Source organism: Acinetobacter sp. PC34, from assembly GCF_051789135.1.
GTDB lineage: Bacteria > Pseudomonadota > Gammaproteobacteria > Pseudomonadales > Moraxellaceae > Acinetobacter > Acinetobacter johnsonii.
Genome location: NZ_CP196664.1, coordinates 1,157,260 through 1,171,162 on the forward strand (window position 1 = coordinate 1,157,260; position 13,903 = coordinate 1,171,162).

The 13,903-nt window shown below is 41.8% G+C and carries 12 protein-coding genes and 2 tRNA genes; 11 read left to right on the top strand and 3 right to left on the bottom strand.

Going from position 1 to position 13,903, the window contains the following annotated elements; all coding sequences use genetic code 11:
* Positions 1-14: 14 nt before the first annotated feature.
* From purF to ACSC9N_RS05695, 5 genes are all read left to right on the top strand, one after another.
* On the top strand, positions 15-1,550 hold the full coding sequence (gene purF, locus ACSC9N_RS05675) for an amidophosphoribosyltransferase (protein ID WP_010327094.1): 1,536 nt from the start codon (positions 15-17) through the stop codon (positions 1,548-1,550).
* 87 nt (positions 1,551-1,637) lie between these two features.
* Entirely contained in the window at positions 1,638-3,524 is a 1,887-nt protein-coding gene (locus tag ACSC9N_RS05680) for a M48 family metalloprotease (RefSeq protein WP_029575066.1), read from the top strand.
* A gap of 120 nt (positions 3,525-3,644) precedes the next feature.
* Positions 3,645-4,310: a hypothetical protein gene (locus tag ACSC9N_RS05685; protein ID WP_005400621.1), complete on the top strand. Its 666-nt coding sequence runs from the start codon at positions 3,645-3,647 to the stop codon at positions 4,308-4,310.
* Positions 4,311-4,312: 2 nt separating this feature from the next.
* A complete protein-coding gene (locus ACSC9N_RS05690) occupies positions 4,313-5,281 on the top strand; it encodes a 2-hydroxyacid dehydrogenase (protein ID WP_005400622.1) in 969 nt (322 codons plus the stop codon).
* Between the two features lie 84 nt (positions 5,282-5,365).
* Positions 5,366-6,805, top strand: coding sequence for a M48 family metalloprotease (locus tag ACSC9N_RS05695; RefSeq protein WP_010327092.1), 1,440 nt, complete (start codon positions 5,366-5,368; stop codon positions 6,803-6,805).
* 167 nt (positions 6,806-6,972) lie between these two features.
* Here ACSC9N_RS05695 and ACSC9N_RS05700 read toward each other — a convergent pair whose 3' ends face one another.
* Both ACSC9N_RS05700 and rpsU read right to left on the bottom strand, forming a co-directional pair.
* A complete protein-coding gene (locus ACSC9N_RS05700; RefSeq protein ID WP_004982206.1) occupies positions 6,973-7,419 on the bottom strand; it encodes a GatB/YqeY domain-containing protein in 447 nt (148 codons plus the stop codon).
* A 33-nt stretch (positions 7,420-7,452) separates the two neighbouring features.
* A complete protein-coding gene (gene rpsU, locus ACSC9N_RS05705) occupies positions 7,453-7,668 on the bottom strand; it encodes a 30S ribosomal protein S21 (RefSeq protein WP_001136722.1) in 216 nt (71 codons plus the stop codon).
* A gap of 145 nt (positions 7,669-7,813) precedes the next feature.
* Here rpsU and tsaD point away from each other — a divergent pair, with 145 nt between their 5' ends.
* Both tsaD and ACSC9N_RS05715 read left to right on the top strand, forming a co-directional pair.
* Positions 7,814-8,830: a tRNA (adenosine(37)-N6)-threonylcarbamoyltransferase complex transferase subunit TsaD gene (gene tsaD, locus ACSC9N_RS05710; RefSeq protein WP_010327091.1), complete on the top strand. Its 1,017-nt coding sequence runs from the start codon at positions 7,814-7,816 to the stop codon at positions 8,828-8,830.
* A gap of 545 nt (positions 8,831-9,375) precedes the next feature.
* Positions 9,376-10,044, top strand: coding sequence for an isochorismatase family protein (locus ACSC9N_RS05715; RefSeq protein ID WP_010327090.1), 669 nt, complete (start codon positions 9,376-9,378; stop codon positions 10,042-10,044).
* A gap of 160 nt (positions 10,045-10,204) precedes the next feature.
* On the opposite strand, the gene ACSC9N_RS05720 is transcribed toward ACSC9N_RS05715, so the two are convergent.
* Positions 10,205-11,077 carry an ATP-binding protein gene (locus tag ACSC9N_RS05720; RefSeq protein WP_010327089.1) on the bottom strand — a complete coding sequence of 291 codons (873 nt, stop codon included), beginning with the start codon at positions 11,075-11,077 and terminating at the stop codon, positions 10,205-10,207.
* Between the two features lie 204 nt (positions 11,078-11,281).
* Between ACSC9N_RS05720 and ACSC9N_RS05725 the strand changes: the two genes are divergently transcribed.
* The 4 genes from ACSC9N_RS05725 (at position 11,282) to ACSC9N_RS05740 (ending at position 13,893) form a co-directional block, all read left to right on the top strand.
* Complete coding sequence (locus tag ACSC9N_RS05725) at positions 11,282-12,793, top strand: DUF3336 domain-containing protein (RefSeq protein ID WP_029575065.1); 1,512 nt, start codon at positions 11,282-11,284, stop codon at positions 12,791-12,793.
* Positions 12,768-13,592, top strand: a complete 825-nt coding sequence (locus ACSC9N_RS05730; protein ID WP_005400628.1) for a protein kinase domain-containing protein — start codon at positions 12,768-12,770, stop codon at positions 13,590-13,592. The genes ACSC9N_RS05725 and ACSC9N_RS05730 overlap by 26 nt, the downstream gene beginning before the upstream one ends.
* A gap of 107 nt (positions 13,593-13,699) precedes the next feature.
* Positions 13,700-13,784, top strand: a tRNA-Leu gene (locus ACSC9N_RS05735).
* 35 nt (positions 13,785-13,819) lie between these two features.
* Positions 13,820-13,893: transfer RNA gene (locus tag ACSC9N_RS05740), tRNA-Trp, on the top strand.
* Positions 13,894-13,903: the final 10 nt, after the last annotated feature.

Here is a 13,903-nt window from a genome sequence, read left to right on the forward strand (position 1 = left end):
TCTGCGAGGTTGCTATGTGTGGAGTAGTTGGTATAGCTGGTAAATCAGCTGTTAACCAAATGTTGTTTGATGCATTAACGATGTTACAACATCGTGGGCAAGATGCAGCTGGGATAGTAACCTGCCACGAAGGTCGTTTATTCTTACGTAAAGACAATGGCATGGTTCGTGATGTGTTCCACACTCGCCATATGCGTGCATTACAAGGTAACTATGGTATTGGGCATGTGCGTTATCCTACTGCGGGTTCATCGAGCAGCGCTGAAGCGCAGCCCTTTTATGTGAACTCACCTTACGGGATCACGTTGGCGCATAATGGTAACTTAACCAATGCTGAAGAAATTCATGACGATCTGTTTAAAACAGACTTACGTCATATGAATACGGATTCAGACTCAGAAGTACTTTTAAACGTGTTTGCGCATGAGTTGCAAAAACGCGGCAAATTGATGCCTACAGCAGACGACATTTTTCATGTCGTTAGTAAAGTACATGAACGCTGTAAAGGTGGTTATGCTGTAGTTGCAATGCTTACTGGGTATGGCTTAGTCGGCTTCCGTGATCCAAATGGTATTCGTCCACTGATTTACGGTTCGCGTGAAACTGATGCTGGTATGGAATATATCATTGCATCTGAGTCTGTCGCTATTACGGCACTCGGCTTTAAAGTTGAGCGTGATATTGCGCCGGGTGAAGCGATCTTTATCGACTCACAAGGGCAGATGTTTACCAAGCAGTGTGCTGAAGCGCCTGAATACCGCCCATGTATTTTTGAATATGTTTACTTTGCGCGTCCAGATGCGATTATTGATGGCATTTCAGTCTACAAAGCACGTTTAAAAATGGGCGAAAAGCTTGCGCAGAAAATCCTGACGGAGTGGAGTGAAGAGCACGATATTGATGTCGTGATCCCAATTCCAGATACATCGCGTACCTCTGCACTTGAACTGGCAAATATGTTGGGCGTGAAGTTCCGTGAAGGCTTTATGAAGAACCGCTACATTGGCCGTACCTTCATTATGCCGGGTCAGCAATTGCGTAAAAAATCAGTACGTCAAAAGTTGAACCCTGTTGAACTTGAGTTCCAAGGTAAAAATGTACTTTTGGTGGATGACTCGATTGTACGTGGTACTACGTGTAACGAAATTATCCAAATGGCACGTGATGCGGGTGCGAAAAAAGTCTTCTTTGCTTCTGCTGCGCCGATGGTGAAATATCCAAATGTGTATGGCATTGATATGCCAGCAAAAGAAGAGCTGATTGCATCTGAGCGTACAGTTGAAGAAATTCGTGAAATTATTGGTGCAGATCGTCTAATTTTCCAAGATTTGGAAGACTTAAAAGCAGCTGTGCGTACCAGCAAAGTGCCAGATTTACAAGAGTTTGATTGCTCGGTATTTGATGGTAAATATGTTGCTGGTGGTATCGATGAAGCTTATTTAGATGAATTACAAGCGAAACGTCGTGAAACATCGAAAAAGAAAGACAGCTATATTGATGTCAATATTGATGCAGCTTCCGTTGATTTGACAGGTGTGAAAGAAGTCTAATTGATTTAGATTTGAGAAAAGCGGGAGTTTCCCGCTTTTTTCATTTATGATGGTTTGATTCAAACAATGTAAGAAAAGGGATTTACATTGAAGGGTGTAAGTTATTCAATCATAAAGAATAAAAACATGTTGTGGTCTGCCAGTATCTGCTTGCTGGCGGTACTTTTGTCGCTATTTATTTTAAATACTGTGGCTGGGCTGCTGGTTTTTTATTTTGATTCGAGTCAAAGCATTTTTTGGCACAGCTTGAGTATTTATATCATTGGTTTATTGCTCTTGGTGATGAGTTATTCCGTGGTATATGAGTTGTATGTGTTCCGTTCGGGTGGACACAGTCTTGCCAAGCAACTGCGTGCACGACGTTTAAGTTTGATTGAAAGTACACCAGAAGAAAGTATTGCACTGAAAATTACAGAAAAACTAGCTGATACTTTTTTAATTGAAACGCCTGCTGTGTACGTTTTGCCCGATGAAGTGGGGGTGAATGCATTAACCGCTGGTTTTTATCCCAAAGATATTGCGATTATTTTAACGTGGGGCGCCCTGCAAAATCTTGATGAGCTTGAGCTGACGGGGTTATTGAATCATGAGTTTAATCAAATTTTATCAGGTGAGACCGCTGAAAACACACGGTTAAAAATTCTATATAGTGCTCTCACCACCTTTAGTCAGTGGGGCAGTAAAATTGCTAAATTGGGATTTTCAACTCATCATAAAAAATCGCAAAGTTTTGAAACCACTTTTGTCGCAACAGGTGGTGTGATTTGGCTGATTGGTAGTTTGGGGGTGCTGGTTACCCGCTGCATTAAGTTTCTGACGTTGGGGGGGCGTACTTTAAAAAATGATATGAAAACACGTCGCCTGATGCAAAATGATGCCAATATTCAAACCTTGATGCGTATCTATGTGCATCACGCAGGTTCGCAAATTCACAGTGAATATTCTGAGTCGATTGCACACATGTGTTTTGCCAACTCATTAAGTGCACAAAGTTGGATGAATATTCATCCAAGTATTGAAGAACGTATTTATGAAATGAATCCGAATTTGGTTCAAGAGATACAGTTGGAAAATCTACAAAAACTGCGCAACCGTCCGTTATTTGGTTTGTTTCGTTCCTTAGAAGAGCAGTACGCGGATTTTCAAGCCCCTTGGACTTCACCGCAGCCTTTGCCCTTATTACGACTGTCTCCGATTAGTTTTGCCATTAAAGATGCAATTAAACCGCTTAACCCTGAAGTACGTGCGCATATTGAACGTCCAGAGCTAATTCAGCGTGCTTTACAGACCGCAACAGGTTCACGCGAGCTGATGGTCGCGATTTTGATGATTCGGCAATTCCGTGAGTTTATTCCTGCTGAGGCTGAAGTCAGCCGTGCCATTGTTGATTCATTGTTAAACTTAGATGGTCGTGTTCATATTTCAATTTTCCATGAGGCATGCCGAAATATTGGTGGCATGCCAGCGACAATTGCACGCCAGTTTTTATTAAAGTTGGCGAGGATTATTCAAGAAGACGGTGAAATTGGACTGTTGGATGCACTGCTACTTGAACGGGTCAAGTTTGAGTTGAATTTGTTGCCTGTACATACACCTGCGGCCCTAGATGAAGTTAAACCGCAGATTGTGCGTTTAATTGATGCTTTGTTGCATGTGCAACAAATCAATAGTGAAACACAGCTGGAAGTACGAGAGAAAATCTTGCGTCGAGTTTTAACTGTGCAAGAGTTGGAGCAGTATGCGGAAATTTCAGATGAGCCGATTGATTTGGCTGAAATTTTAAATGATATGGCAGGGTTGCTGCTGCGAGATCGTTTGAGTATTTTGGGAGTGGCTGAAATTTGTTTATGGAATGACCGCATTATTACTCAAGATGAGCAGGATGTTCTGGAGTTGCTCTATTGGCGTCTCGGTTTTGACAGTGAAGAGATTGTTGAACAAATGCAAAAGAAGAATCGCTTGATGATTGTTTAATTGAGGGTTTAATGCGTTCTTAGTATTTGCATACTGTCTATGCGAATATAATGTGAAAAGAACAGCATCTCTAGGCATTTCTCGATAGAATATGCACTGAATTAAGTGTGAAGGTATAAGATGATCGGGCATCAGCGTGAGGTTTTGGCGAGTTTAGGAATTGATTTGTGGGTTCCTGATTTTTTGCCGTCTCAACAAAATGTAGCCACATCGATCTGGCGAGATCAAAACGCGACTGAGATTATTTCTGAAATTGTGCGACCTCAGTCTCAGCCCGAAGCCAAAAGCATTCCTGAACATCCACCTGTAAAGAATAAGCTTCCACATCCAGCGCCTCTTGCTGAAATTGCAACACAACCGATTGAACAAGAAACTGTTACAGCATTAAAAGAAGAGATTGTCCGAGAGGCCATCCATGTTGAGGCTTTTCAGTTGCAAGCTGTTGCCTTGGAGCACTGCGCCTTGGTCATTGAAGCGACACAATTGAGCTTGGAGCAGCAGCAGCTGTGGCAAAATATTGTGCAAGCCTTACCAGCGCAAAAGTATGCGCTGACTTGGCCTTTTCCTTTGTTGAACTTACAAGATGGGCGCGGTGTCCAGAGTTATATTCAAGGTTTCTTTGATGGTTTAAGTCAGGGTAAAACTGTTATTGCATTGGGCTCTATACCAAATGCTAATGGTATAAAAGTCACACAAGCAGCAAGCTTACAAGAAATGCTTGATCAGCCATTACTTAAAAAAGCCCTGTGGCACATGATGCGAGCAAAACAACAAAATATGGAATAGGTATGAAGCAGAAAGTCGTTGTTTTTAGTCAAATAGATGCAGAAGTATTACAGCGCCTAGAGCAGCGTTATCACGTGGTGGTCATCAACCCGAAAGCAGGTGATGTAAATACGCAAATCCGCGAGCAAGTTGCGGATGCGGATGCCATGATTGGTGCAGGGCGTTTACTGAATCAAAACAACCTAGAAACGGCGAAACAGCTCAAAATTATATCTAGTGTCAGTGTTGGCTATGACAACTATGATTTGAACTACTTAAACCAAGCAAAAATTTGGCTCAGTCACACCCCTCATGTGCTAACTGAAACGACTGCCGATTTGGCCTTTACTTTGTTGATGAGTGCGGCACGTCAAGTGCCTTATTTAGATCAATGGACCAAAACAGGTCAGTGGTCGCGTACTGTCGGGCAGGCACAATTTGGTCAGGAAATATTTGGTCAAACATTGGGTATTATAGGCTTAGGAAATATTGGTGCGGCAATTGCGCGACGGGGTTTTCATGGTTTCAATATGAATATTTTGTATCACGGGCGCCGAGAAAAATTAGAATTGGCACAACCCCTAAATGCACGTTTTTGCGAATTAGATGAGCTGTTACAGCAATCGGACTTCATTGTTGTGGCGGTTGATCTAAACGCGCATACGCAGCATTTGATTGATGCAGAAGCCTTTAAGAAAATGCAATCTCATGCTGTTTTTGTAAATATTTCGCGTGGTGCCGTGGTGGATGAGCAGGCACTTATTCAGGCCCTGGAGCAAAAGCAAATTTTTGCAGCTGGGCTGGATGTTTATGAGAAAGAACCCTTGCAAGATTCAGTGCTGTTTCAGCTGCATAATGTGGTGACGTTGCCGCATATTGGTTCTGCAACGTCTGTAACACGTAAAAAAATGGCTGAGTTGGCTTACCAAAACTTGGTGAAAGCATTGGAAGGTGGTCAACCTCAATATGTGGTGAATCCTGAATTTAGATAAAAATTTGATAACACTTCATTGCATTTTCATTCAATTATCAATGTTATATTCATTCGATTCCTTTAAATAAAGTCGGGGTGAGGGTTGAAGCGTTTTCTGTGTGCGTGCAGTTTAAGTCTTATTTCGACTGTTGGTTTTGCAGAAGGTCAATTTCTTACGAATGCCCCACAGTTTAATGTGCCTGAGATTGGTTCGGGTATAGGTTTTATTGATCAATATAACGAGCGCTATATTGGTGAAAAAGTTTATCGTGAAGTACAGCGTCAGCTACCTGTTACGCAAAATCCGTGGCTAGAAGATCAACTGATGAATGCTTTTTCAAGCATTTTGAGTCAAACCCAACTTGGTCAACCCATAGGTCTGGTGGTCATTAATGACCCGCAAATTAATGCCTTTGCAGTTCCGGGTGGTTTGTTTGCATTAAACGCTGGTTTGATTACCAATGCCAGTAATATGGATGAAGTTGCTGGTGTAATGGCGCACGAAATTGCGCACGTCACACAGCGCCACTACAGTCGTTCGCAAGAGGCGTTTAAGGGGCAGGGGTTACTCGCGCTGGCTGGGATTTTGGTTGGTGCTTTGGTTGCGTCTCAAGCCGATGGTGATGTCGGTTCAGCGGTCATGGTTGGTACGCAAGCCGCACTCATGGACAAGCAGCTGTCTTATAGTCGTAACCAAGAGCGTGAAGCTGACCGTATAGGGATGCAGTATATGTATAGCGCTGGTTATAACCCGCAAAGTATGGCTGATTTTTTTGAAGTGATGCACCGTGCAACCAGTCGAGTGAGTTTTTTACCCGACTTTTGGTTCACACACCCACTCACGACTGAGCGGATGAGTGAGGCAAGACTTAGAGCGAATCAGTTGCCTAAAGTGAAATCTACTTGGCGTGATGAAGACTTTGAAATCTTGAAGCTGTATACCATGGTGATCTCGAATCAGGCGACAGAACAGCAACTACAGATGCTGGTGAGTCGTAACAGTTATGCAGCACAACTGGCTTTGGCCAGTTTTTACCTTAAACAAGGTGACTATAAACTTGCTCAACAAGTCTTAGATCAGGCCAAGTCACATCAGAAATTACATAACCTACAAACCTTGATTCAAACTGATATTTTACTTGGACAAAATCGGGTGAATGAAGCTCTTACCGTGATTCAATCACCTGCGAGCATCATGCCTGAAAATCGGGCTTTAAATTATAAATTGGCTGAAGTTTACATTCGTCAGAATCGACCTGAGCTTGCGCAGCCTGTACTCAATCGGTTTTTGAAAAATAATCCGCGTGATATGAATGCGTGGAGACTGATGCAGCAAGCTGCGAGTTTAGATAAAAAGTCGCCAATGCATACCATTAATGTTTTGCGCTATCGGGCTGAAGTGCAGTTCTGGTCGGGCTTTGAAGAAGAAGCGATTAAATCTTTGTTGCATGCTCAGCGTTTAGCGAAAGATAATGAATCAATGTCAGCGACCATTAAAACGCGTTTAACCCAAATGCAAAAGGATCGACAATTTAGAGCTTAGAAAAGTGGTATTGCAAATAGAGGGATAAAACAGAGATGAGTCGGAAGCTGTTTTGAAGCTGAGAATAAATAGATAAAATAAAAAGAATAATAATTTTTATATAAAGTAAAACTTTGAACTGCCTTTTTTAAGGTCAGTTCAACGTAATCGATTTAAAGATTTTTAAATTAAGCCAGTTTTGCTTTAATTTTTGCTGAAACTTGAGAAGGATCGGCGCGCCCGGCTATGAGCGGACGCAGAGAATTCATCACCTTACCCATATCTTTCATGCTAGTAGCTTCTTGCGCTGCAATCGTTTGCGCAATCATGGAATCAAGTTCTTCCTCAGTCATAGCTTCTGGTAGAAATTGAGATAAAACCTCAAGTTCGGCTTGTTCCTTACTAGCTAAATCTTCTCGACCAGCGCCTTCAAAGGCTTTGATCGATTCTTTACGTTGTTTAATTTGTTTTTCAATGACCGCAAGAACTTGAGCGTCGTCAAGTTCTTTGCGCTCATCGACTTCGATTTGCTTAATTGCTGCCTGTAGACCACGAATTACCGTTAACTTATCCATTTCTTTAGCACGCATAGTGGCTTTCAAAACTTCAGTTATTTGGCTTTTTAAAGTAGTCATTATTTAGTCCAGGCAGTCAATCACAAATTAATCTTAGTAAAGGCGAGTAGTACGTACTGATTCACGCGCCAATTTCTTTTGGTAGCGTTTAACAGCAGCAGCTTTTTTGCGCTTACGTTCTTGAGTTGGTTTCTCGTAGAATTCGCGCTTACGAACGTCAGCTAAAACGCCCGCTTTTTCGCATGAACGTTTGAAACGACGGATAGCTACGTCTACTGGTTCGCCTTCTTTCAATTTAACTTGTGGCATGAAGAATCCTCATTAAGTTATGGATAAGATCTGGGCGACATTGCCCTGATCACAAGTGAAGGTCAGTATTTTACTCATTTACATCTCATACCACAAGTCTATAATGGTTCACGCAATAGATTTGATACAGGTTATAGGCAGTTTAATGATCGTTTTAGGCTTAGAAACATCTTGTGATGAAACAGGACTTGCCCTTTATGACAGCGAGTCGGGTTTGCGTGGGCAAGTGCTGTACAGCCAAATTAAACTGCATGCAGAGTATGGTGGTGTGGTGCCGGAGTTGGCATCGCGTGACCATGTGCGTAAGCTGATTCCTTTAATGAATCAACTGTTTGAAGAAAGTGGTGTAAAAAAATCTGAAATTGATGCCGTGGCATATACGCGTGGCCCTGGTCTGATGGGTGCGCTGATGACAGGCGCGCTGTTTGGTCGAACTTTGGCCTTTGCTTTAAATAAACCTGCAATTGGTGTGCATCATATGGAAGGGCATATGTTGGCACCACTTTTATCGGAAACGCCGCCAGAATTTCCTTTTGTAGCACTTTTGGTCTCAGGCGGACATTCTCAATTGATGGCTGCCTATGGGATTGGACAGTATGAATTGTTGGGGGAGTCGATTGATGATGCTGCAGGTGAAGCCTTTGATAAGGTTGCGAAAATGATGGGATTACCGTATCCAGGTGGCCCAAATATTTCAAAACTGGCTGAGCAAGGTGATCCGAATGCCTTTGCTTTCCCACGCCCAATGCTGCATCAAGGTTTGGAGTTTTCATTCAGTGGGTTAAAAACAGCCGTATCTGTGCAAATGAAAAAACTCGGTGACGAAAACCGTGATGCGGATATTGCAGCGAGTTTCCAAGAAGCCATCGTGGATACCTTAGTTAAAAAATCTGTGAAAGCGTTGAAGCAAACAGGTTTGAAACGTTTAGTGATTGCAGGTGGTGTTAGTGCAAATAAACGTTTACGTGAGCGTTTGGAAGCAGATTTAACCAAGATTCGTGCTCAGGTTTACTATGCCGAACCTGCACTTTGTACGGACAATGGCGCTATGATTGCTTTTGCTGGTTATCAGCGCTTAAAAGCAGGGCAGCATGACGGTTTGGCTGTAACGACAACACCTCGCTGGCCAATGACTGAGTTGACCAATCCCAGTGAAGTCTAAGACTTTCATTTGATAAGCCTAAAGCCCGACGAAATGTTGGGCTTTTTACATTTAGGTCTTACCAAAGGGATGTTAAAAATGCTCTGCTTAGACTCTAAGAATATTTTTTTGACTCATTTAAATGTAGCTTAGCATCAAGTTAAAAGTATTTACCCATAGGTTTATCCATAGAAATTGGGGATAAGTATGCCTAGCGTAGTTTTTGATTGATCTCAAAAGATTAAAACTTTGAGTATTTTGACTTCAATTGAAATTCTATTTTATATGGTTTTAAGATATTGATTAATATTGAGAATTTATATTTTTCTTAAGTTTTTATTTCTATACGGGGATAAAACTCAAAGCCACGAAGGCCAATTACAACACGTAACATGATTTAGCTTCCTGAGCTTAAGGATATTCTTTAGTTTATATGAAATGCAGATGTAGATTTCGTTAAAAATATCTTGGTCGTATAAATCACAAAGCTATGACGGTCTGTCTTAGGAACTTTCATTACAACAATGGAAGTACATAATTAGAAGAAAATTTTAGAGGTGTTACCCATGGCGGCTACTAATGGAATGCTAGACCCTGATGATTCGATAATTCTACTGATTGATCATCAAAGTGGACTTTTTAATACCGTACGCGATGTACCTGTACCCGACTTACGCAATTATGTGATTGCAATTGCAAAAGCGGCAACTTTATTAAATATACCTGTAATTACTACGGCTTCTGTACCTGATGGCCCCAATGGCCCTTTAATTCCTGAAATTCACCACTTTGCTCCGCATGCAGTTTATGTACCACGGACTGGACAAATTAATACTTGGGACAATCCATTATTTGTAGATGAAGTTAAAAAAACGGGCAGAAAGACACTGATTATTGCTGGAACGCTGACCAGTGTATGTATGACTTTCCCTGCTGTAAGCGCTCGTAAAGAAGGTTATAACGTCTATTGTGTTGTGGATGCATCAGGTAACTGGAGTAAATTAGCCACAGATACATCAATTGCTCGTGTGACCCAAGCGGGCGCAATTCCAACCGATACTTTTGCGATTGTGGCCGAGTTAATGCGTACTTGGAACCGTCCTGAAGGCTCCCGTTTTGCCGAAATTCTTTCAGATCATGTCTGCCCAGAATATAAATGCTTAATGGAGAGTTATGCAAAAGCGCAAGCTGTGGTCAAAGATGGGCCAGAAACAAACTTAGATAAATATCAATAATCAGATCAAACCTATTTGAACTGATATTCATCCCTCATTTTTTCAAAGAAATAACCCAAATTCTAATGCGGAATTTGGGTTATTTCTTTGATTAGACTGAACTGTTAGTCGTAAAAAATTAGATAAAATATATACTTAAGTTCCTATTAGTATTTTTATACTAAAGTTGCTTTAATTGTTGTGAACCGACCCAGTGTTTAGAAAATTGATACGCGGCACGTCCAGAGCGTTGTCCACGTGCTTGACACCAACGAAGCGCTTCGGCTCGTACCATATCGTCCATGGCGATTTGAGCTTTTGCTAAGTAGTGCTGCACAATGTCCAAATATAAGTTTTGATCCATTGGATAAAAAGAGAGCCATAATCCAAAACGATCGGAGAGTGAAATTTTTTCTTCAATCGCTTCTTGTGGATGTAGTTCAGTGTACTGCGGTACGTCGACTCGAGTCACAGGCGTGTTTTCATGCATAAACTCAGGCAGCAAATGACGACGGTTACTGGTGGCATAAATAATAAAATTACTTGAACCTGACTGCAAAGACCCATCTAGCACACTTTTTAAACTGCGATAGTTTTCATCTTCGGCGTTAAAAGCCAAGTCATCACAATACACAATAAACTTTTCAGGGCGCTCTGCAATTAGCTTTTGAATTTCAGGCAGTTCGGATAAATCATCACGTTCAATTTCAATCAGCCTTAAGCCTTGCTCTGCGTATTCCGTTAATAAAGCACGCACAATAGAGGACTTGCCTGTCCCGCGAGAGCCAGTAAGCAGGACGTCATTGGCAGGTAAACCATTGAGAAACTGTTCTGTGTTTTGCAGTACTTTTTCTTTTTGACGCTCAATGCCTTTTAAGTCATTTAATTCGATTCGTTTGAGTTGATGAATGGCTTTTAACTCGCCATTTTCCCATTTAAAGGCAATCGCTGAAAAATCAGGTGCTTGTTTAACTTCTGGTAGGCTTTGCTGTAGTTGTTGGAGTACAGTCGATAGTGCTTCTAAGATATTGTTCGGTAGGTCAATGGTCGCCATGATTAATCAGCTTATAATTACACTTGTCGTCGATCTTAACATCCGATTTAGTCGCATCAAACCCTTAACGTGGAGTAGATTTGCCAATTTTAGGGTTGAAATGGCAATTGTAATGCTCACATAATTTGCACATAGTCAGTTAGACTGACGGTTGAACGTGTCAGTGAAATTTTAGGAAAACAAAAAAAGTGGGTGAGGATGAATATGTTGTTTAAAGATTTCACACGGGAAATCAACCCGCACCAAGCCTATCGAATCAAAAAACTGAAAAACCAATTGGCTCAGGCAGACAACTATACTGAGTGGAAAAGCATTGCACTTAGAATTGATGAAGAGTCAGGGGCGCAAGAGTGGAAGTATGACAACTGTTCACCTTATTTCGATGCAGAAGTGATTACCCATCGTTTGGGTTTGTTGAAGCGTTATCGCCAACAAAAGCGTACGACTGATTTGATGTACCTGCTACGAGAAGGTTTGAGTTACGACATTGCCAATATTGCTCATCCCATGTTGTTTACCGCAACCTATGTCGGCACCAAAAAAATTATTGAAGACTATATTGAAGAAGTCAGTTTGGGTTTAGCATTTGTAGCATCTACGGATTGCCAATGTTTAGATAAACAGCAAAAAATTGAATTTTTTCAGCACTGCCAAAAGGCCTTTGGCCAACCGGCCATGATGTTTTCAGGTGGTGCAACATTAGGACTGTTTCATACAGGTGTGTGCAAGGCTTTGCTTGAGCAAGACCTGATGCCGAAAGTACTGTCTGGTTCAAGTGCGGGTGCCATTATGACAGCGATGCTGGGGCGAGCAACGCCTGCAGAAATGCTGAGCATCTTAAATGGTGAAAACTTTTTCACCGACGCATTTCAGTTTCGAGGCTTTCGTGAGGTCTTAAAGGGCAATGGCGGCTTAGCGGATGTAAAGCATTTAAAAAACTTTTTAATTGCAAATTTGGGTGACGTTACCTTTGAAGAGGCATTTAAGCAGTCAGGCTTGTATAACAATGTCGCGGTTGCGCCTTATGATGCCTCACAAAATCCACGCATTATGAATACCTTTACTTCACCTGACTTATTGGTATGGAGTGCGGTACTCGCGTCTTGTGCAGTGCCGATTCTATTTCCGCCAGTCAAGCTCACCAGTAAACGACATGATGGCTTATATACCCCCTATATGTCTTCTACTCGCTGGGTTGATGGCAGCGTGCGTAGCGATTTTCCGCAGGAAAAAATGGCGCGTTTATACAATTTAAACTACACCATTGCCAGTCAAGTGAACCCGCATGTGGTGCCGTTTATGCAGTCAGATGAAGCGCGGTTTCGGAAAGACATGTTGAGCTGGCCTGAACGGATTGTACGCAGACAGGGTAAAGTGATTAGTAAAGGGGTGATGGACTTTGCCCGTGAGCGTGTGGGTATGATTCCACCGATTCGTCGTTTACTGGATCATGGCTATGGCGTGGTCGATCAGCGTTATTATGGCGATGTAAACATTGTAGGGAAATATGGCCTGCGCCATTATAGCTATATGCTGCAAAATCCAAGACCACACTTATTTAAACTCTTACAACGTGAAGGCGAACGTGCAACTTGGCCAAAAATCTCAATGATTGAAACACATGCTCGTGTCGGGAAAACTATACAACATTGTTTAGAGGTCTTAACTGCATTGGATACGGCAGAGATGAATGAATCCGAATTCTTGGCAGTTTAATCGTCAAGAATTAAATGCTCTCGCGATGTCGCTTCATACTCCGACTCAGCGTTTGGGCTGGGGGCGAAGGCTTTATCGCTTTGAAGTTGCAGGGCAGGGGTATTGGTTAAAGTATCAGTCGCTATCAGAGCATGTGGCGCTAATTAACGGCTTTGACACTGAACTTAGTTTTTATCAACATGCACTTGCGATGCTGCAACTGCCGAAGTTCTTGCCTGAAGTGCAAATCCTTGAAAATTTTGAGCTTCACTCAGAGCAGGTGAAAGTCGCACTCATCTTAAAAGATGTTCCATCATTACTTATGGCGAATCCCCATCAGTTAAGTCGTGATCATGTCATTCATATCATTTTTAAAATGCTGAATGCAGTTGAAGAATTACATCAGATGGGGTGGATTCATGCTGATTTAAAAGCTTCGCATTTTTTGTTAGACGGTTCTACATGTAAATTAATTGATTTTGAGCAGAGCCAAAGAATTGGTGAAATAAGCTGTCAAAAGGCTCTAACGGCGACACCGCGCTATATGGCACCAGAATTATTTCATGGTAAAGCAAAGACCGTACAAACCGACCTGTATGCACTCGGGATCATTCTACTTGAGTGGTTGACTGATCAACGTTTGCAGGCATCAAGCTACCAAGATTGGGCGTATTTACACTGTCAGTTTTTGAAGATAGCACTTCCAGAACCTTTTCAGGGTTTTAGTCCATTATTACATGGACTTTTAGCTAAGCAAAAAAGCCAAAGATGGCAAAATACCATGGCTGCAAAACGATGCTTAATGACTGAAATTGAATGAGAAAAAGCCAAGTATAAAGTTTTTGTTTCTTATTTAATCAAATGAGTGTGTTTTTCTTAAAAATTGCTTGTCATGCGAAAATGATCCCTATAGTATACACAGCCATTGGGGACGTGGCGAAATTGGTAGACGCACTGGATTTAGGTTCCAGCGCCGCAAGGTGTGAGAGTTCGAGTCTCTCCGTCCCCACCATAAATCATTTGAATTAAGATGGTTTATAAGGCAATAGAGGATTGGTGTAATGGTAGCATGACGGTCTCCAAAACCGTTCGTCAAGGTTCGAATCCTTGATCCTCTGCCAACTTAAAGTC

Bases quoted from the DNA above. Each gene is read 5' to 3' on its own strand.
- ACSC9N_RS05725 (WP_029575065.1), top strand. From the start codon at position 11,282: ATGTTGTTTAAAGATTTCACACGGGAAATCAACCCGCACCAAGCCTAT.
- ACSC9N_RS05715 (WP_010327090.1), top strand. From the start codon at position 9,376: ATGGCGGCTACTAATGGAATGCTAGACCCTGATGATTCGATAATTCTA.
- ACSC9N_RS05730 (WP_005400628.1), top strand. From the start codon at position 12,768: ATGAATCCGAATTCTTGGCAGTTTAATCGTCAAGAATTAAATGCTCTC.
- purF (WP_010327094.1), top strand. From the start codon at position 15: ATGTGTGGAGTAGTTGGTATAGCTGGTAAATCAGCTGTTAACCAAATG.
- ACSC9N_RS05690 (WP_005400622.1), top strand. From the start codon at position 4,313: ATGAAGCAGAAAGTCGTTGTTTTTAGTCAAATAGATGCAGAAGTATTA.
- tsaD (WP_010327091.1), top strand. From the start codon at position 7,814: ATGATCGTTTTAGGCTTAGAAACATCTTGTGATGAAACAGGACTTGCC.
- ACSC9N_RS05685 (WP_005400621.1), top strand. From the start codon at position 3,645: ATGATCGGGCATCAGCGTGAGGTTTTGGCGAGTTTAGGAATTGATTTG.
- ACSC9N_RS05720 (WP_010327089.1), bottom strand. From the start codon at position 11,077: ATGGCGACCATTGACCTACCGAACAATATCTTAGAAGCACTATCGACT.
- ACSC9N_RS05700 (WP_004982206.1), bottom strand. From the start codon at position 7,419: ATGACTACTTTAAAAAGCCAAATAACTGAAGTTTTGAAAGCCACTATG.
- rpsU (WP_001136722.1), bottom strand. From the start codon at position 7,668: ATGCCACAAGTTAAATTGAAAGAAGGCGAACCAGTAGACGTAGCTATC.